At 59.2% G+C, this 18,856-nt stretch carries 10 protein-coding genes and 2 rRNA genes; 8 read left to right on the top strand and 4 right to left on the bottom strand.

Annotated elements, in window-relative coordinates; all coding sequences use genetic code 11:
• Window positions 1-334 precede the first annotated feature (334 nt).
• The 5 genes from DXB86_RS00715 (at window position 335) to uvrB (ending at window position 7,272) form a co-directional block, all read left to right on the top strand.
• Window positions 335-3,309, top strand: a 23S ribosomal RNA gene (locus DXB86_RS00715).
• 146 nt (window positions 3,310-3,455) lie between these two features.
• Window positions 3,456-3,571, top strand: a 5S ribosomal RNA gene (gene rrf, locus DXB86_RS00710).
• Between the two features lies 1 nt (window position 3,572).
• The gene (gene coaE / locus DXB86_RS00705) at window positions 3,573-4,406 is read left to right on the top strand and encodes a dephospho-CoA kinase (protein ID WP_233504100.1); all 834 of its coding nucleotides are present in this window, start codon (window positions 3,573-3,575) and stop codon (window positions 4,404-4,406) included.
• Window positions 4,399-4,980: a lytic transglycosylase domain-containing protein gene (locus DXB86_RS00700; protein ID WP_089573603.1), complete on the top strand. Its 582-nt coding sequence runs from the start codon at window positions 4,399-4,401 to the stop codon at window positions 4,978-4,980. The genes coaE and DXB86_RS00700 overlap by 8 nt, the downstream gene beginning before the upstream one ends.
• Before the next feature lie 51 nt (window positions 4,981-5,031).
• Window positions 5,032-7,272 (top strand): excinuclease ABC subunit UvrB, encoded by a 2,241-nt coding sequence (gene uvrB / locus DXB86_RS00695; protein ID WP_117735812.1) that lies wholly within the window; start codon window positions 5,032-5,034, stop codon window positions 7,270-7,272.
• A gap of 65 nt (window positions 7,273-7,337) precedes the next feature.
• On the opposite strand, the gene DXB86_RS00690 is transcribed toward uvrB, so the two are convergent.
• From DXB86_RS00690 to DXB86_RS00675, 4 genes are all read right to left on the bottom strand, one after another.
• The gene (locus DXB86_RS00690; protein ID WP_117735811.1) at window positions 7,338-8,978 is read right to left on the bottom strand and encodes an NAD(P)/FAD-dependent oxidoreductase; all 1,641 of its coding nucleotides are present in this window, start codon (window positions 8,976-8,978) and stop codon (window positions 7,338-7,340) included.
• 79 nt (window positions 8,979-9,057) lie between these two features.
• Window positions 9,058-10,329, bottom strand: coding sequence for an NAD(P)/FAD-dependent oxidoreductase (locus DXB86_RS00685; RefSeq protein ID WP_117564881.1), 1,272 nt, complete (start codon window positions 10,327-10,329; stop codon window positions 9,058-9,060).
• Window positions 10,330-11,160, bottom strand: coding sequence for an Mrp/NBP35 family ATP-binding protein (locus tag DXB86_RS00680; protein WP_117735810.1), 831 nt, complete (start codon window positions 11,158-11,160; stop codon window positions 10,330-10,332).
• A 145-nt stretch (window positions 11,161-11,305) separates the two neighbouring features.
• Window positions 11,306-13,459: an LTA synthase family protein gene (locus tag DXB86_RS00675; protein WP_158555245.1), complete on the bottom strand. Its 2,154-nt coding sequence runs from the start codon at window positions 13,457-13,459 to the stop codon at window positions 11,306-11,308.
• Between the two features lie 193 nt (window positions 13,460-13,652).
• Here DXB86_RS00675 and uvrA point away from each other — a divergent pair, with 193 nt between their 5' ends.
• The 3 genes from uvrA (at window position 13,653) to murJ (ending at window position 18,851) form a co-directional block, all read left to right on the top strand.
• Window positions 13,653-16,532, top strand: a complete 2,880-nt coding sequence (uvrA, locus tag DXB86_RS00670; RefSeq protein WP_117635941.1) for an excinuclease ABC subunit UvrA — start codon at window positions 13,653-13,655, stop codon at window positions 16,530-16,532.
• Between the two features lie 132 nt (window positions 16,533-16,664).
• Entirely contained in the window at window positions 16,665-17,165 is a 501-nt protein-coding gene (gene ybaK / locus DXB86_RS00665) for a Cys-tRNA(Pro) deacylase (RefSeq protein WP_089573609.1), read from the top strand.
• Window positions 17,166-17,270: 105 nt separating this feature from the next.
• Window positions 17,271-18,851 (top strand): murein biosynthesis integral membrane protein MurJ, encoded by a 1,581-nt coding sequence (gene murJ / locus DXB86_RS00660; protein WP_117564878.1) that lies wholly within the window; start codon window positions 17,271-17,273, stop codon window positions 18,849-18,851.
• Window positions 18,852-18,856: the final 5 nt, after the last annotated feature.

The following is an 18,856-nucleotide window of genomic DNA, read 5'->3' as shown; positions in this document are numbered from 1 at the left end:
GGATGTCGCCCGGGGGAAGTCCCCGCAGCACCCGGTCCCCGGGGTCGCACCCGCGTACCTTGAGAGCCGCATAGCGATAGGAGAGAGATGGAAGATCATTCTTCCAGACTCGATTCTTTTCTGCGATTTAAAGACAGAATGATAGCAATCATTCATCCGATCCAAACAAGAAGAATTCACTTATATATGAGTGAGGAGCATCTGATCGCGAGCACAGTCAACTACTGTGCCGCGGTATGAGATACCCGAATTGCGACATACGAGCGCTATTCATGATATCGATTAATTGACTTAATTAGCGACACGTGGATATCCCGCGGGCCCGAGAGCGGTCCCGCAAGATACCACGGGCGCACGGCGGATGCCTTGGCACAGGGAGCCGATGAAGGACGCGGCAAGCTGCGATAATCCCCGGCGAGGAGCACACATCCTTCGACCCGGGGGTCTCCGAATGGGCGAACCCATCCGTAGAGGTACGGATATCCCCACCCCGAACACATAGGGGTGGGGAGGACAACCCGGGGAACTGAAACATCTAAGTACCCGGAGGAGAGGAAATCAATCTCGAGACTCCCCGAGTAGCGGCGAGCGAAAGGGGACCGATGGCCAAACCGTCGAGCGGGCATACCCGGCAGGGGTTCCGCCGGCGGGGTTGCAGGGCCGCGCATCCGGGGGCTGCCGCCCCCGGGCGCAGGTCCGGCTGGGGAGCGGAACGGCATGGGAGGGCCGGCCGCAGCGGGTGACAGCCCCGTACGCGAACCCAGACCGGACGGCGCGACGCGGTCCCTGAGTAGGGCCGGGCACGTGAAACCCGGTCCGAACCTGGGTGGACCACCATCCAAGCCTGAGTACTACCCTGTGACCGATAGCGCACCAGTACCGTGAGGGAAAGGTGAAAAGCACCCCGGGAGGGGAGTGAAACAGTACCTGAAACCGTGCGCCCACGAGCAGTCGGAGCACCCTTGTGGTGTGACGGCGTGCCTTTTGTAGAATGAGCCAGCGAGTCGCTGGCGCGGGGCGAGGTTAACCGAAAGGGAGCCGGAGCGAAAGCGAGCCTTAACAGGGCGACTTGAGTCCCGCGCCGCGGACGCGAAGCCGGGTGAGCTATCCGTGGGCAGGCTGAAGCGGGGGTAAGACCCCGTGGAGGGCCGAACGCACGTCGGTTGAAAACGGCGGCGATGACCTGCGGATAGGGGTGAAAGGCCAATCAAACCCGGAGATATCTCGTTCTCCCCGAAATAGCTTTAGGGCTAGCGTCGCGCGTTCACCGCCGGAGGTAGAGCACCGGATGGACTAGGGGGCTTCGCCGCCTACCGAATCCAACCGAACTCCGAATGCCGGCGGCCCAGAGCGCGGCAGTCAGAGCATGTGGGCTAAGCTGTGTGCTCGAGAGGGAAACAGCCCGGACCGCCCGCTAAGGTCCCCAAGTTCCAGCCGAGTGGCAAAGGATGTGCGTCCGCCCAGACAACCAGGATGTTGGCTTAGAAGCAGCCATGCATTCAAAGAGTGCGTAACAGCTCACTGGTCGAGTGGACATGCGCCGACAATACACGGGGCTAAGCTGGACACCGAAGCGGCGGGATTTTATCTATATAGAATCGGTAGGGGAGCTTCCCATGGGCGGTGAAGCCGCCGGGCGACCGGCGGTGGAGCGCATGGGAGTGAGAATGCTGGCATGAGTAGCGAGAGACGAGAGAGTAACTCGTCCGCCGTGAACCCGAGGTTTCCTGGGCAAGGCTAATCCTCCCAGGGTCAGTCGGGGGCTAAGGCGAGGCCGGGAGGCGTAGCCGACGCGCAGCAGGCAGACATTCCTGCACCGCGCACGCGGCGCTACGACCGACGGGGCGACGGATGGGGGTGGCTCGGCGGGGTTCTGGACGTCCCCGTGATGGAGCGCGGCCCGCGGACCAGGGAAATCCGGTCCGCACGAGGGCGAGGCTCCGGACGAAGCGATCAAGCGAAGCGAGTGAGCCCGAGGTCCCTAGAAAAACCCCTAGGCAGGCGCGTGCGCGCCCGTACCGCAAACCGACACAGGTGGGTGGGTAGAACATACCGAGGCGATCGGGTCAACCATGGTCAAGGAACTCGGCACAATGGCCCCGTAACTTCGGGAGAAGGGGTGCCCGCGCGTACGTGAACGGACTTGCTCCGGGAGCGGAGGCGGGCCGCAGTGGAGAGGCCCAAGCGACTGTTTACCAAAAACACAGGACTCTGCAGAAGCCGCAAGGCGACGTATAGGGTCTGACGCCTGCCCGGTGCCGGAAGGTCACGCGGAGGAGTTAGCGCATCGCGCGAAGCCCCGAAGCCAAGCCCCGGTAAACGGCGGCCGTAACTATAACGGTCCTAAGGTAGCGAAATTCCTTGTCGGGTAAGTTCCGACCTGCACGAAAGGCGCAACGACTTGGGCGCTGTCTCGACCATGGACCCGGTGAAATTGCACTGGTCGTGAAGATGCGACTTACCCGCGGAAGGACGGAAAGACCCCGTGAACCTTCACTGCAGCTTGGCATTGGCCGCTGGTCCCGCGTGTAGAGGATAGGCAGGAGGCATCGATCCGGAGGCGCCAGCCCCCGGGGAGCCGCCCTTGGAATACTGCCCTCGCGCGACCGGCGTCCTAACCCGAGGCCGTCAACCGGCTCGGGGACCGTGCCAGGCGGGCAGTTTGACTGGGGCGGTCGCCTCCTAAAGGGTAACGGAGGCGCGCGAAGGTCCGCTCGGGACGGTCGGCAACCGTCCTTTTGAATGCAAGAGTACAAGCGGGCTTGACTGCGAGGCCCACAAGCCGAGCAGGTGCGAAAGCAGGCTCTAGTGATCCGGCGGCCCCGAGTGGGTGGGCCGTCGCTCAACGGATAAAAGGTACTCCGGGGATAACAGGCTGATCTTGCCCAAGAGTCCACATCGACGGCAAGGTTTGGCACCTCGATGTCGGCTCATCGCATCCTGGGGCTGGAGCAGGTCCCAAGGGTACGGCTGTTCGCCGTTTAAAGCGGTACGCGAGCTGGGTTCAGAACGTCGTGAGACAGTTCGGTCCCTATCCTCCGTGGGCGCAGGAGAATCGATGGAGGCTGCCCCCAGTACGAGAGGACCGGGGTGGACGCACCTCCGGTGAACCGGTTGTCGACCAACGGCACGGCCGGGTAGCCGCGTGCGGCGCGGATAACCGCTGAAGGCATCTAAGCGGGAAGCCGTTCCAGGGATTAGTTCTCCTTCCGGTAAGGGCCCAGGTAGACTACCTGGTCGATAGACGGCAGGTGCAAGGGCGGCGACGTCCTCAGCCGAGCCGCACTAATCGCCCGAGCTCTTCCGGAACCGCACCTCGCGGCCCGCGGGACCCAGCGCCCATGCGCGCGGTCCGGGCACGAGGATGCCCCCGAGTCGTCTCCCCTATGCGCCATGCGGCCCCCAGGGCACGTAGATGAGACCCAGGACACCGTAACGGTGGGCGCCGCCCACCGGTCAGCGGCCAGAGCATGGGGGGCACGCCCGGTCCCGTTCCGAACCCGGAAGCTAAGCCCCATCGCGCCGAGAGTACTGCGGGGCCAGCCCGTGGGAGGCCAGGGCGCCGCTGACCGGTGGACGGCACCGAGCCGTCGGATGACTTGAAGAAGGGGGAGGCCTCGCGGCCTCCCCCTTTTTTACGTTTGATGGAGAGCCGTAATACAAGCACTCGCCTTCGTTTGGCTTGTCTTACTGTTTGGCTGTATTTTGAGTCCTTCTTTTGTATTTGCGCGATAATAACTCCCATTGGCGTTAGGGAGGACTTGATGTTTACCGTTTTTGTCTTGGGCAATATTGCTTCGGGTAAGTCGACTGCCTGCCGCTATCTCGAATCTCATGGCGCCATGCTTATCGATCTGGACGAGCTTGCCAAATCGCTGTATGTGCCAGGCTCCGATATCGTCAATGCCCTCGCGGAAGAATTTGGCTGGGATATTTTGGACGAGGAGGGCGGCGTTCGCCGTAACATCCTCGCTTCTCGAGCTTTCGCTTCTCCTGATTCGGTCGCACGGCTCAATGGCCTTGTGCACCCCGTTCTCATTGAACAGCTTTCGCTTAGGATTCTCGATCCGGTTTGTTGTACGGTTTCGTCCCCCCGTTATCCCTTTGCGGTTGTCGAGGTTTCTGCCCCGACTGGTTTTGAGGATGCTTTTGGCCTGGCTGATGAAATTCTGGTTATCAGTGCTCCTTTGGCAGTTCGTCGCGAGCGTGCCATTCATCGTGGTATGGAGTCCTCTGATTTTGATGCTCGCTCTGCATGCCAACCTGATGAGGCTTCGCTTTGCAATCTCGCTACGACGGTAATCGATAATGCGGGAGGCGATAATTCGCTCTTTGAACAACTGGACGCATGGCTTGTGCGCCATGGCTTCGGGGATGTAACGGATAAGGAGGAGGCCGATGCCTAAGACACGTTTCTTTACGTGGTATCGCGTTGCGCCACTTGCCGTTGTGCTCGTCTTCGGCTTTATTTCGCTCGTCTACTCGTATGCTCCTGCCGCCTTCTTTAAGCCTTTGTATCCAATTGACTACGAGGCGTATGTAAAGCAATCGAGCATTTCGCACAATCTTGATCCATATCTGGTGTGTGCTGTCATAAAGTCGGAATCGAATTGGGATCCCGAGGCTGAGTCGAATCAAGGCGCTCGGGGATTGATGCAGCTGATGCCCGAGACTGCCCAGGATATGATTGCCAAGGGTCTTGTCGATGGTAGCGAGTATTCCGCCGACAACCTTAACGATCCCGCTACGAACATCGAGTTTGGCTGTGCGTATCTTTCGTATCTTCTAACGTATTTTAACGGGTCGACTGACAGCGCCATTGCCGCCTATAACGCCGGCATGGGCAATGTCGACGGATGGGCGCAGCAGAGCACGTCGCTTCATAATGCAATCACCTTTCCCGAGACGCAGGCGTATCTGATTCGTGTCAATAATGCCTGGGTTCGCTACAAGACCCTCTATCCCGATCGGTTCGTATAGGACTATGCCTGCCGCCTGCGTATACTGCAGATATATGAGTTAGGAGTATCCATGGCGGAATTTGAAGTTGAGCGTGTTGGAGGAGAGCTCAAACGTTTTGGCGTTGAGGGCTCTGAGGTGCCGTTTGAGGTCGTGTCTCCATACGAGCCCGCTGGTTCCCAGCCTAAGGCCATTGAGTCGCTTGTGCAGGGTGTGAGGGACGGAGATCGCTATCAGGTTTTGCTGGGCGTGACTGGTTCGGGCAAGACCTTCACGATGGCTAAGACTATTGAGGCCCTGGGGAAGCCGACGCTGGTCATGGCTCCCAATAAAACGCTCGCCGCTCAGCTTGCGAGCGAGCTCAAAGAGTTCTTTCCCAACAACGCTGTGGTCTACTTTGTCTCGTACTACGACTACTATCAGCCCGAGGCGTATGTGCCGCAAAGCGATACATATATCGAGAAAGACTCCTCGATTAACGAAGAGGTCGAGATGCTGCGCCATCAGGCGACCGCGTCACTGCTCTCTCGACGCGATGTGATCGTTGTCGCATCGGTCTCGTGTATCTATGGCATTGGCTCTCCTGAGGACTATGCGGGTCTGGCTCCAAACGTCGACAAGAAGGTGCCGCTCGAGCGCGATGACTTTATCCATGCACTTATCGACATTCAATATGATCGCAATGACTATGACCTGGCGCGCGGCACGTTCCGCGTGCGCGGCGATGTTGTCGACGTGTATCCGCCTTATGCCGAGCATCCGTTGCGGTTTGAGTTCTTTGGCGACGAGGTCGAGCTGATTGCCGAGATCGATGAGGTTACCGGTGATATGCTTCGTGAGTACGAGGCCATCCCCGTATGGCCGGCATCGCACTACGTGACCGAGAAGCCGAAGGTCAAGGCGGCTCTGAAATCGATCAGCGAAGAGTGCGAGAAGCGCGTGGCGGAGCTCAAGGCGACTGATAAGTTGCTCGAGGCGCAGCGTCTGCAGCAGCGCACCGATTATGATCTTGAGATGCTCGAGACGATGGGTTTTTGCAACGGCATCGAGAACTACTCGCGTCATCTGGACGGTCGCAAGCCGGGTGAGCCGCCGTTTACCCTAATCGATTACTTTCCCAAGGATATGCTCTGCATCATCGATGAGAGCCATGTGACGGTGCCGCAGATTCGCGGCATGCACGAAGGTGACCGCTCGCGTAAGGTGACGCTGGTGGAGCATGGTTTTCGCCTGCCCTCGGCACTCGATAACCGCCCGCTTCGTTTCGATGAGTTTGAGGCAAGGATACCCCAGTTTATCTATGTTTCGGCCACACCGGGCGACTACGAGCTGCGGGTGAGCCAAAACGACGTTGAGCAGATTATTCGTCCAACCGGTCTGCTCGACCCCAAGATCGATGTGCGTCCGGTTCGTGGGCAGATTGACGATCTTGAGGACGAGATTCGCGAGCGCGTTGCCCGCAAGGAGCGCGTGCTGGTGACCACGCTCACCAAGCGCATGGCCGAGGACCTGACCGACCATCTGCTTGATGCCGGCATTAAGGTCAATTACATGCACTCCGATACAGCGACGATGGACCGTGTCGAGATCCTGCGAACGCTGCGCGAGGGCAAGATCGATGTTCTCGTTGGCATCAACCTGCTTCGCGAGGGCCTAGACCTTCCCGAGGTCTCACTGGTGGCAATTCTCGATGCCGATAAGGAAGGCTTCTTGCGCAACCGCCGCTCGCTGATTCAGACGATTGGCCGCGCGGCCCGTAACGCCGATGGCGAAGTCATCATGTATGCGGACGTTGTGACCGATTCGATGAAAGAGGCCATCGAGGAGACGCAGCGCCGTCGCGAGATTCAGATGGCATATAACGAAGAGCATGGCATTGTGCCCAAGACGGTGCGCAAGGCCATCAACGACATCTCAAGTTTTATTGCCGAGGCCGAAAAAACCGTGGGTTCCAAGGGGCGCTCGAAGGGCGACTCTCTTGGACATGGCGCATTCTATACGCCCGATGAGTCGGGCGAGGGTGGCGTGCCGGAAACGGTGGCGCCCGAGCAGACACTTGCGGAGCAGTTGGAAGAACTGCCGCATGACGAGCTTGTGCGGATCGTCGAAACCATGGAAGAGGATATGCGTAACGCTTCTGCCGCCATGGACTTTGAGGAGGCGGCGCGCCTGCGCGATGCCGTCGTTCAGATTCGGGCGATGCTCGAGGGTGCGTCTGAGGACGAGACGATTGAGCGCTTACGTTCGCAGGCCCGCAAGGGTTCCACGTTCGCATCGGGCAGAAGACGCCAGGGTGCACGGTTTAAGAAATAGTGAACAGGCCCCGAGTTCCCTGTGGAGCTTGGGGCCTGTGTCTTTTGCGCGCTGGAATTCGTGCGTTAGAGGTCTGCGATCAGGGCTTCGGCACAACGGATGCCGTCGGTGGCCGCGCTCATGATGCCGCCGGCATATCCAGCTCCCTCACCACAAGGATAGAGGCCCGGGGTCGACACGGCATGGCACGTTCGGTCTCGGGTGACAGTGACCGGTGAGCTCGAACGAGTCTCCACGCCGGTAAGAACGGCGTCGGGGCGGTCGTAGCCTCGTAGCTTTTTTCCGAGTAGGGGAATTCCCAAACGAAGCGATTCGACGATATGCTGCGGGAGGGCATCGTCGATCGCCGTCCAGGTCACGCCAAGTGGATAGGTTGGTTTTACCTTTCCGGGTGCCGTGCTGGCGCGTCTAGCAAGGAAATCTCCGACGAGCTGAGCCGGCGCGTTCCAGTTGGAGCCGCCCAGGCGATAGGCGGCTCGCTCGCAGGCGCGCTGGAGTTCAATGCCTGCGAGCGGGTCATCGCCGGGAAGGTCGTCAGGTGTGACGTTAACGAGTAGGGCGGCATTCGCGTTGTGCCCGTCGCGGGCATTGAGGCTGGCGCCGTTGACGCACAGATGGCCCTGCTCGGAAGAAGCCGCGACAACCTGTCCGCCGGGGCACATGCAAAACGAGAACACGCTGCGGCCGTTGGGGAGATGGGCGACAAGCTTGTAGGGGGCTGCTCCGAGTGCCGGGTGCCCCGCCGAAGGGCCATATTGGGCACGGTCGATGTCGCGCTGTGGATGCTCGATGCGCACACCCATGGCAAAGGTCTTTTGCGCGAGGGCAACGTTATGTTCCTTGAGAAGCTCGAATACGTCGCGGGCGGAATGGCCGCAGGCGAGAATGAGGCGCTTTGTGGCGATTGTCTCGCTTGCGGTTTCTTGGGGCGGTTGGACATCTACGCCGGTGATGGCGCCAGATCCATCGGTTCGAATATTGACGAGCTTTGTTCGATAGCGGACGGTTCCGCCGAGTTGCTCGATGCGCCGAGAAATGTTGGTGACGACGGTGGGGAGGATGTCGGAGCCAATGTGCGGCTTGGCATCCCACAGGATGTCGCGAGGTGAGCCCGCTTCGACGAAGGTCTCAAGAATCAGTCGATGGGCGGGATTCTTGGTTCCCGTGTTGAGCTTGCCGTCCGAGAAGGTCCCTGCGCCGCCCAGGCCAAATTGAATATTGCATTCGGGGTCGAGGGTGCGCTCCTTAAGAAAGAGGTCAATCGCTTCCGAGCGGCGAAGTGCGGGGTCGCCGCGCTCGATGAGCAAGGGCTTCAGACCCGCTTCGGCAAGGGTGAGTGCGGCGAAAAGGCCAGCGCATCCGGCGCCGACGACAACAGGGCGCTCTTTGGGTGCGCCGGAAACGGGGGAGGGGAATGAAGGCTCACTGTCGTCTATCGTGCGCACGCGTGAGCGGTCGCGCTCGGCCACGCTGCCGAGCACTGTCTGCTCGATGTCTGGGCTCGTCAGCTCAACACGAAAGCTCAGGATGAAATGAACGTCTCGTTTTTTGCGGGCATCGATGGACTTGCGGTGGAGCTCGATGGACTTGATCTCGGAGTCTTTGCAACGTAGGACGCGTTTGACGACTCGCTTGCCAACGATGAGGCAAGCTTTTTCATCGCCGGCCTCATCGAGCGACGCAGTGACTTGGGTGATTTCGATCATCGAGGTCTCCTTAGATGCAAGAAAGAGGCCGCCCGGTATCCCAGACGGCCCGAATGCGTTTTGATTATAGACTGCGCGGCTATAGGCTGCTTGCAGCGCGAATGCCCGAGATCCAGGCCCACGCAAGGTTAAAGCCTCCGCAATCGGCGTCGATGTCGAGCGCTTCACCGCAGACGTAAAGCGGGGCGTCGACAACGCTGCGCGCGCGTAGGCTGGGTGTTGAGATGCTCTCGACAGATACGCCACCACGCGTGACCTGCGCTGAGCGCTCCTCGGCTGTTCCCTTGACGAGCAACTTAAAGTGCTTGAGGATCGAGACCAGGTGGATGACATCGTTGGAGCCTGGATGGCACTGCTCGAACGCTGTGCAGACGACGCGGGAGAGTTGCGGGGCGAGCATGCCGTCGAGCCAACGGGGATCGCGGGGCGAAAAGCCGCCGAGCAGCTCAACGCGCCGGTTGAGCGTATCGAGCAACTCGTCTTTGGAGAGGTCGGGGAAAACGTCGAGCAGGATCGTATCGCCGTGCTGGATACGACGAGAGAGGTTGAAGACAGCGACGCCCGAGATACCGAAGGTTCGAAACAGCACTTCACCGTCTTCGTGCCAGAGCTCATTATGATTGCGGGCGAGCGTCAAGCGGGCGCGGACGCGCAGGCCATCCAACGTCTTGAGCGCCGCCCGATCGCCAAAGACCGTTGCCGATACGGGGCAGAGGATGGGGCGCAGCGAAGTGAGGGGGAGGCGAAACGTATCGGCGATACCGGTGGGGTTGCCGCCCGTGGCGATAATTACGGCATGTGCCTGCAGGGCCACGTTCTTGCGAGGGACATCAGCGAGCGCTTTCCGAAGCGAGCGGAGCTCCGATTTTCGGTCGTCGTGCTTTTTTGCCTTGAGCGCCCGCGCTGGACGGTCTATTTGGAGTGCCCAGCCTTCGGAAGCTTTGTGCGCCGAGGCAACGTAGGCTCCGCAGATTAAGGTGATACCTAGGCGGTCGCAAACGTTGAGAAGCGCGTCGCGCACCGATTCGGCGCGAAGGGAGCGCGGGTACAGCCGGCCTTCCTCGGAGGTTGTCATGATACCCAGCGAGGAGAAGAAACCCATAAGCTCTTGTTCGGGCTGGGGGCCCATGACGGATGTGACGAATGCTGGGTGGTTATACCGCTGAGGATCGATCGATTCGTTGGAGAGGTTGCAGCGGCCGTTACCGGTCGCAAGGAGCTTGAGGCCGCAGGCGACATCGCGCTCAACGATGCAGACGCTTTTGCCAACGCGTGCGGCCGTAATGGCGGCGGCGAGGCCTGAAGCCCCGCCGCCGATTACCAGGACGTCATAGAAGGCGCTCGCGTTCACTTAGGCCTCGTCGGTCTCGTGCGGGGTAATAGCCTCGACGGCAGAGACTGCCTTGGGCAACATGCCATCGGGCAGCGCGGTCTCGACCTCGCCCTTATCGCAGGCCTCGGCGAGTGCCGGATTAATGGGAAGCTGCCCCAAGATGTCGAGGTTATAGCGCTCTGCGACCTCGGGGAGCTTGCTCTTGCCAAAGACCTCGATCTTCTTGCCGCAGTCGGGGCACTCAATATAGCTCATGTTCTCGACAATGCCCAGAATGGGGACGTTCATCTTCTCGGCCATGTTGACCGCCTTGGCGACGATCATCGAGACCAGATCCTGCGGGCTCGTGACGATGACGATGCCGTCGACGGGCAGCGACTGGAAGACGGTGAGCGCGACGTCGCCTGTTCCCGGAGGCATGTCGACCAGCAGGTAGTCGATGGGGCCCCACGAGGTCTCGCTCCAGAACTGCCTAATGGCGCCTGCGATGACCGGACCGCGCCAAAGGACGGGGTCGGTCTCGTTTTGGAGCAGCAGGTTGGAGCTCATGACCTTGACGCCGTGCTCGGAGATTTCGGGCAGCATAAGGTTGCCAAGGGCATGGACGTGGCAACCACTCATACCGAACATCTTGGGGATAGAGGGACCGGTGATGTCGGCATCGAGGACGCCGACCTTGTGGCCGTGACGGGCAAGCTCGGTGGCGATGGCACCGGTGACAAATGACTTGCCGACACCGCCCTTGTCGGAAAGCACGGCGATGACGCGCTTGACCTCGGACAGCGTGTTCTCCTCAAATTGCGACGGCGACGTTTGTCCGCCGGCGGCCTGTGCGTGTTCGCAACCCATGTATGACTCCTTTGTATATGCTGGGGCCGGGGCCCCGCGATGTGACACGAGCGTCATTGTACCCTCGTTTGCGAGCGGGAGTCATTTGCGATGCGTTTGGGCCGAGCGTGCTTGCAATACGATGGGCCCAAGCGAATGGGCGGGCTTACTGAACTTTGCTGGCGAACTCGAGGTATTGCATGCGCTGCAGCTTGTCGATCGTCGAGGCGTAGGGGCTGTCTTCCGATTCCAAGTCGTAGCGCAGCCCGTCGGCACCGAGATAGCCGGCGACATTGATGGTGGGCACATCTGACCTTGTCGCAAGCAGGGCCTTTTGGTAATTGGTGAGCGGGGCGCCGATCTTATTAAGGGTAATGGCTGCAATCTCGTTTGCCCCGACGGTGTCGTAGACGTTGAGCTCGGTATTGCCGGCGATCTCATAGTTAGCCCAGACGAGATATGTCGACTGATAGATACGGAAAGCGTGGCTTGCCGTATCTTCCTGAGGGTACAGCTCGTCGTTGAGAGTCGTTGCGGCGCTCGGCTGATGGTCGCCAAAAAAGACAAGAACAACCGGTCTGCCGATGTTGCGGAGCTCGTTGATAAAGTACTCGAGGTCCCGGTCGGATGCGTTGATGCAGGTGAGATAGGTGTTGAGCGCGCTGTTGGCGCCTTCGCTGGCTCCCTCGACCCAATAGTTTGTCAGCTCTTCGGCGGGAACGGTGCCATAGTCGTAGCCGCCGTGATTTTGCATCGTGACGTCAAAGATGAACTGCGGCGCTTCGTCGGTTCTAAGCAGGTCGAGTATCTTGTCGTAGGTGGCGTAGTCGCATACGCCGGCATGGTAATAGGGCGCACCTTCGAAATCGCCGATTGAAAGAAAGTCTCCAAAGCCCAGCTGCTGATAGATTTTATCTCGATGGTAGTTGACGGGGTTTTGCGGGTGCATAGCGGTAGTGGTATACCCAAGCTCTTTAAGGTCCTTTGCCAGGCTGTTTACGCCATTCATCTGATACAGCTGATAGGGGATCTTGCCTAATCCGACAAAGGCCGTTGTCGCTCCGGTCAAAAATTCGAATTCGGAGTTCGCCGTTCCGCCACCGGCGACCGAAGCGAGCATGGTGCCGCGAACAAGTGTGTCGGGAAGCGAGTTGTAGAATGCGGGGCCGGAGTACCCGGCCGCCTGGAGCTGCTCAAAGCACGAAAGGTCGCTAAAACTCTCGTTCATGATGGCAACAATCGTCGGCTTGATTTCATTGAACTGGGCAACGGCCGCCGCGCGCTGTTCGCTCGAGCCATATGTGCTGTCGTAGACGGCGGCGAGCTCCTGCTCGATGCTCTGCGCCTCATCGGGCGTATAGTCTTCGGGCTTCTCAATGGGCAACTCGTTGACCATTTCGGTGAACGAAGTGATAAAACCCTGAGACGCATACGTGGTGATGGGCTGCCAACGGTCAAATCCAAAATCCAGCGCCTGCTCCAAGTCGATGTTGGAAAAGCCTGAGAGCCCCACAACGGTCACTAGCAGAAAAGCACAGAGGTTAGCGGCGATAGCGGGGAAGACATGGGTGGGCGTACGGAGCTTTCGCGGTCGGATGAGCGAAAGAAGCCCCAGGGAAATCTCCAGCAGGGCGAGAGAGGTTACGATTCCGGCGGTAAAGGTAAACTCGTATCCCTCGCTCACTTCCATTGCGGTGCCAAGGGCCAAGATATCGCTTGGCAGGATGGCTTCGCCTTTAAACGTTATGACGAAGTGCTCGGCAATGCCAAGGACGCAACAGACGACGGGCACGAGGACCATGACGCCTCCATGACGCTGTCCCAGCAAATAAAGGGAGAGCAGAACCGTCGCGAGCAACCCGACGGAAAACCCGAATGAGTTGGCGGGAATGCGATAGAACGTTTCGTTGCAGGCAATTTCGATTGAAACGAACGAGAGCGCTGAAACAGCGGCGATGACAAGGATGTCGCGGCAAATACAGGCAACCGTTCCCGTCGCAAGGTCGGTTTGGTCGATAAGTCCCGAAACCAAGGGCTCGACAAGAAGCATGACGGCGGCAGCACCGAGCGCCGAATAAGAAAGGACCCATAGGGAGCTGCCCTCATTTACGAGCGATTGATTCGTAATCCATGCAGCTACCACGCCGAGCGGGATGAGGAGCGTCGCGCACCAAAAGACGCGGGCAATGGGTGGCTTTTCGTTGCGTTTGATTGAAAAATACACGCGCACGACGACGGCGGCCACGATAAGGACGGCGATGAATATGGGCAGATTGGCCATGTCGCTCGAAGTGATTTCAAGGGGGATATCTTCGGTCATGGACGTTCCTCTGGTACAGCAAATTAAGTTCAGTATTAGATTACTGTAACCTTTCCACGGCATTTCGAGAAACAAAGCGCCCGATACGCAAAGCTAAAGGTCTGCGAATCTTGTATTACGAACATCTGTGCGCGTCGAGTGCGCTAAACTCATCGGCAGTATGATTCGATGCAATAGGAGGCAAGGAGCTTCCATGTCTGATTCCTCTATCGTTATTCGCGGCGCTCGTGAGCACAACCTCCGTGATATCGATGTTTCCATTCCGCGTGACCAACTCGTGGTCATTACCGGTCTTTCTGGCTCGGGCAAGAGTTCGCTGGCATTCGACACTATCTATGCCGAGGGCCAGCGTCGATACGTCGAGAGCCTTTCGAGTTATGCGCGCCAGTTCTTGGGCCAGATGGACAAACCCGACTTGGATTCAATCGACGGCCTTTCGCCGGCGGTGTCGATCGACCAAAAGACGACATCTAAAAACCCTCGCTCGACGGTTGGCACCGTAACCGAGATTTATGACTATCTGCGTCTGCTGTTCGCCCGTGTGGGCACCCCGCACTGTCCCGAATGCGGCCGCGTCATTGAGCGCCAGACGACCGACCAGGTCGCCGATAAGGTCCTGGCGGCGGGGGAGGGCCGCCGCGCGTTTGTGCTGGCACCGGTGGTGCGCGGGCGAAAAGGCGAGTACACCAAGCTGTTTGAGGACCTTCGCGCCGAGGGCTTTAGCCGCGTGCGTGTCGACGGCGAGGTTCGCTCGCTTGATGACCCTATCGATTTGGATAAGAAATTCAAGCACGATATCGAGGTCGTGGTCGACCGCATCGTGATTCGCGAGAACTCGCTGGGCCGTATTGCCGAGTCCGTTGAACAGGCGACTGCGCTGGCGCACGGCAATGTGAACGTATACTTGCTGCCCGACCGCGACGCTCCCGAGGGGACCGAAGGCGAGTTGCTGGAGTATTCGCTGGCGTTAGCGTGCCCGGAGCATGGACACTCCATCGATGACCTGCAGCCGCGTGATTTCTCGTTCAACGCGCCCTATGGCGCGTGCCCCGAGTGCGATGGCCTGGGCTTTAAGAAGACGGTCGATGCCGAGGCCCTAATCGAAGACCCCTCGAAGTCGATCGCCGACGGGGTCTTTGGCAGCCTGTTTGGCAACTCTAACTACTATCCGCAGATTTTCGCTGCGGTCTGCAAACACTTTAAGGTGAGCGTCGATACGCCGTGGGAGGATCTGCCTCCGCGGGTGTGTCGTGCGTTTTTAGACGGCATGGGCGACCAGAAGATTTCGGTCGACTATCAAAAGCTCGATGGGCGCCGCAGCCAGTGGGACACCAAGTTCTCGGGTGTGCGCAATATCCTGTACGAGCGCTATACCGAGACGACGAATGAGAACACCAAGGCGCGCTTGGAGAAGTACATCCGCGAGGAGCCGTGCTCGAGCTGCCACGGCGCTCGTTTGCGCCCCGAGATGCTCGCCGTCACCGTGGGCGGCAAGTCCATTTACGAGGTCTGTTGTCTGTCGTGCCGTGAGTCGCTCGAGTTTTTTGAGGGCCTGGAACTCACCGAGCGCCAACAGTTTATCGGCGGACGCATCGTCAAGGAAATCCTGGAGCGCCTGCGTTTTCTGGTCGATGTCGGACTCGACTATCTGACCCTCGATCGTGCCTCGGCGACGCTTTCCGGAGGCGAGGCCCAGCGTATTCGCCTGGCAACGCAGATCGGCGCCGGCCTCATGGGTGTCCTGTACATTTTGGACGAGCCATCGATTGGCCTCCATCAGCGCGATAACGAGCGCCTGATCAAGACGCTTGAGCGCCTACGCGATATCGGCAATACCGTCATCGTCGTCGAGCATGATGAGGATACGATTCGTGCTGCCGACTATGTGATCGACATGGGCCCCGGCGCGGGCGTGAACGGCGGACACGTAGTCGCGGCGGGAACGCCTGCCGATATCATGGCGTGTCCCGAGTCGATGACGGGCGCTTATCTGACCGGCAAACGAATGATCCGGGTTCCCGATGAGCGCCGCAAGCCCGGTCGCGGCTGCCTTAAGATCACGGGCGCCCGCGCCAACAACCTCAAAAACGTTACCGCCAAGATCGAGTTTGGTACGCTTACGGTCGTTACCGGCGTGTCGGGATCGGGTAAGAGCTCCCTGGTTACCGACACTATCGCACCTGCCCTTACGAATGCCATTCACCGTTCGACGCGCCCTGTGGGTCCGTATAAGAAAATCGAGGGCATCGAGTGTATCGATAAGGTTATCGATATCGACCAGTCGCCGATTGGCCGCACGCCGCGTTCCAACCCTGCTACGTACATTGGCCTGTGGGATGATCTTCGCGCGCTGTTTGCGAGTACGCCGGAGTCGAAGGCGCGCGGCTACTCGCCGGGACGTTTCTCCTTTAACGTGAGCGGCGGTCGCTGCGAAGCATGCAAGGGCGACGGACAAATTAAGATCGAGATGCACTTCCTTCCCGATATCTATGTCCCCTGTGAGGTCTGCGGCGGCAAACGCTATAACCGCGAGACGCTTGAGGTCACCTACCGTGGTAAGACCATCTCGGACGTGCTCGACATGAGCGTCACCGAGGCACTGGCCTTCTTTGGGAATATCCCGCAGATTAAGCGCAAGCTCCAGACGCTGTACGATGTAGGCTTGGGCTACGTGAGCCTGGGCCAGCCCGCTACGACGCTCTCGGGCGGCGAGGCGCAGCGTGTGAAGCTCGCCAAGGAGCTTCATCGACGCCAGACGGGCAAGACGTTCTATATTTTGGATGAGCCGACGACCGGCCTTCATTTTGAGGACGTCCGCCAGCTGCTCGATGTGCTGCAGCGCTTGGTCGATGCGGGCAACACGGTGCTGGTGATTGAACACAACCTTGATGTCATCAAGGTTGCCGACCGCCTGATCGATATGGGCCCCGAGGGCGGTAACGGCGGCGGAACCGTCGTGGTTTCGGGCACACCGGAGCAGGTTGCGGACTGTCCGCAGAGTTATACGGGCAAGTTTTTGGCGCCGTTGCTCAGGCGTGACCGGGAGCGTCAGGCTCAACTTGATGCTCAATAAATAGGCGATTCAGTTTATGGGCGCCATCGACTCCTTGTGATTCGATGGCGCTTGCTGTGTCGAAGTGACGTATGCAGCCGAATTGGACATATACTTAATCCTTGCGTCCGAATGCGAGGGAAAGGATATGCCATGGCAAAGGCTGTAAAGACGCCAAAAACCAATGCGATGCGCGAGCTGGAAAGCGCCGGCATTTCCTATGTTCTACATACGTACGAAGACGATGGTGATGAGTCGGCGGGCCTGGGGGTCGCGATTTCGGAGCAGCTTGGCGAGGAGCCCGGACAAGGATTTAAGACCTTGGTCTGCGTGACGCCGTCCAACGACCACGTCGTGTGCTGCATCCCTGTTGCCGACGAGCTCGATCTAAAGTCCGCCGCGCGTGCCGCGGGGGAGAAGTCCTTGGCCATGATGCATGTGAAGGATTTGCTTGCGGCGACTGGCTACGTTCGCGGCGGCTGCAGTCCGGTCGGTATGAAAAAACGCTACCGGACGCTCATTGATGAGACATGTGTCCTTTGGGATACCATTTTTATTTCGGGAGGCAAGCGTGGTTATCAGCTTGAGCTTGCACCCGATGATTTAATTGCATTTTGCGGGGCGACGGTCGCCCCGATTACGAGAGAGGACTGAGCGATGCCGCAGGAAGAATTGAAGTGCGGAGCTCATTTTGCAAAAGAATCTGCGCCTCAGACACCCTCATCCGAAGCTTCTTCGTCGCGAGACGACACTGACGACATGGGCTCGTCGGACTACTCCACGGTTGGTCGTTCCGCCGGGCTTATGACCATCCTGACCATCGTGTCTCGCGTCACCGGTTTTATCCGCACGTGGGCAATGGCGGCCGCTATCGGCATGTCACTGCTCTCGTCTTCCTATCAGGTCGCCAACAACCTGCCCAATATGCTCTACGAACTCGTGATGGGCGGCATGCTCGTGACGGCGTTTTTGCCCGTGTACATGGGCGTGAGGCGTGAGCAGGGTCGCGAGGCCTCTAACGAGTACGTGGGCAACCTGCTCGGTATTCTGCTATTGGTGCTGGGTGGCATTTCGTTGCTGGGGACCGTGTTCGCCCCGGGCTTTATCTGGACGCAATCGTTCCTTTCGGGTGACGGCGGCAGCATGGATACCGCTGCGTTCATGTTCCGTTTCTTTGCCATCCAGATTCTGTTTTATGGTTTGGGCTCGGTGTTTTCGGGCGTCCTCAACGCACACCGCGACTACTTCTGGTCGACGTTTGCCCCGGTCCTCAACAATGTGATCGTCATTGCGAGCTTTATGGGCTTTGCGCCCGTGTCCGCACAGTTTGGCGAACGTGCCGGCATCATCTTGATTGCGGCCGGTACGACCCTCGGTGTCTTTGTTCAGATGGCATGTCAGATCCCCGCGCTTGGCAAGCACGGCGTGCATCCCCATATCCATATCGACTTTAAGGACCCCGCACTGCGCCAGACGATTGCGCTCGGTATCCCGACGCTGCTCGCCACGGTGTGCATGTTTGTCTCGACTTCTATCACCAACGCTGCTGCGCTGGTGGTCCAGCCCGAGACCGGTCCTTCCGTCATCGCCTATGCGCGCCTGTGGTACACGCTGCCCTACGCGCTGATTGCCGCCTCGCTTTCGACGGCGCTCTATACCGAGCTCTCTCACGACGCACAGGAGAAGGATTACGACAGCGTCCGCACGGGCATTTCGCGTGGCGTCGCCCAGATGCTGTTCTTCCTGATTCCATTCGCGCTGTACTTGATTGTCTTCGCGCGTCCGCTCAACATGATCTACTGCGCTGGCAAGTTCGATGAGTCCGGTGTGGCGCTGGTGTCGGAGTTCCTTATCTACCTGGCACTTTCCCTGCCGCTCTACGGCGTGGTCGTGCTGATGCAGAAGAGCTTCTCTGCCTTGCTCGACATGAAGCCCTATAGCCGCTATTGTCTGTATTCCGCCATCGGCCAGGCCGGCTCGGTTCTGCTGTTTGGCGTTGTGCTGGGCTTCGGTATGCCCGCAATCGCGCTTTCGTATGTCGTCGACTACGTGATCTTGGTCGGTTGCTCGCTGTGGTGGCTGCGTCGTCGTCTGCGTGGTCTTCAGGTTAAATCTATCCTGCATGGCGGTTTCTTTGGCCTTTTGCTCGGTGGCCTGGGTGCTGCCGCAGGCGCCGGCGTCATGTGGGCGCTTGAGCACTTTGTCGGGGCACTTGGCGGCTCGATTCTGATTACTCTTGGCTACGTTTGCGTTGCGGGTGTCGTCTCGCTTGCTGTTACCTTTGGCCTTGCCGTCGTCCTTAAGATGCCCGAGGTCTCGGCGCTGATTCGTCGCAAGTAGGTGCG

This window comes from Collinsella sp. OM06-18AC (assembly GCF_003438785.1).
Classification (GTDB): Bacteria; Actinomycetota; Coriobacteriia; order Coriobacteriales; family Coriobacteriaceae; genus Collinsella.
This window is presented reverse-complemented; position numbering and strand designations above follow the sequence as displayed.

Bases quoted from the DNA above. Each gene is read 5' to 3' on its own strand.
- uvrB (WP_117735812.1), top strand. From the start codon at position 5,032: ATGGCGGAATTTGAAGTTGAGCGTGTTGGAGGAGAGCTCAAACGTTTT.
- ybaK (WP_089573609.1), top strand. From the start codon at position 16,665: ATGGCAAAGGCTGTAAAGACGCCAAAAACCAATGCGATGCGCGAGCTG.
- murJ (WP_117564878.1), top strand. From the start codon at position 17,271: ATGGGCTCGTCGGACTACTCCACGGTTGGTCGTTCCGCCGGGCTTATG.
- DXB86_RS00700 (WP_089573603.1), top strand. From the start codon at position 4,399: ATGCCTAAGACACGTTTCTTTACGTGGTATCGCGTTGCGCCACTTGCC.
- uvrA (WP_117635941.1), top strand. From the start codon at position 13,653: ATGTCTGATTCCTCTATCGTTATTCGCGGCGCTCGTGAGCACAACCTC.
- DXB86_RS00690 (WP_117735811.1), bottom strand. From the start codon at position 8,978: ATGATCGAAATCACCCAAGTCACTGCGTCGCTCGATGAGGCCGGCGAT.
- DXB86_RS00680 (WP_117735810.1), bottom strand. From the start codon at position 11,160: ATGGGTTGCGAACACGCACAGGCCGCCGGCGGACAAACGTCGCCGTCG.
- DXB86_RS00675 (WP_158555245.1), bottom strand. From the start codon at position 13,459: ATGACCGAAGATATCCCCCTTGAAATCACTTCGAGCGACATGGCCAAT.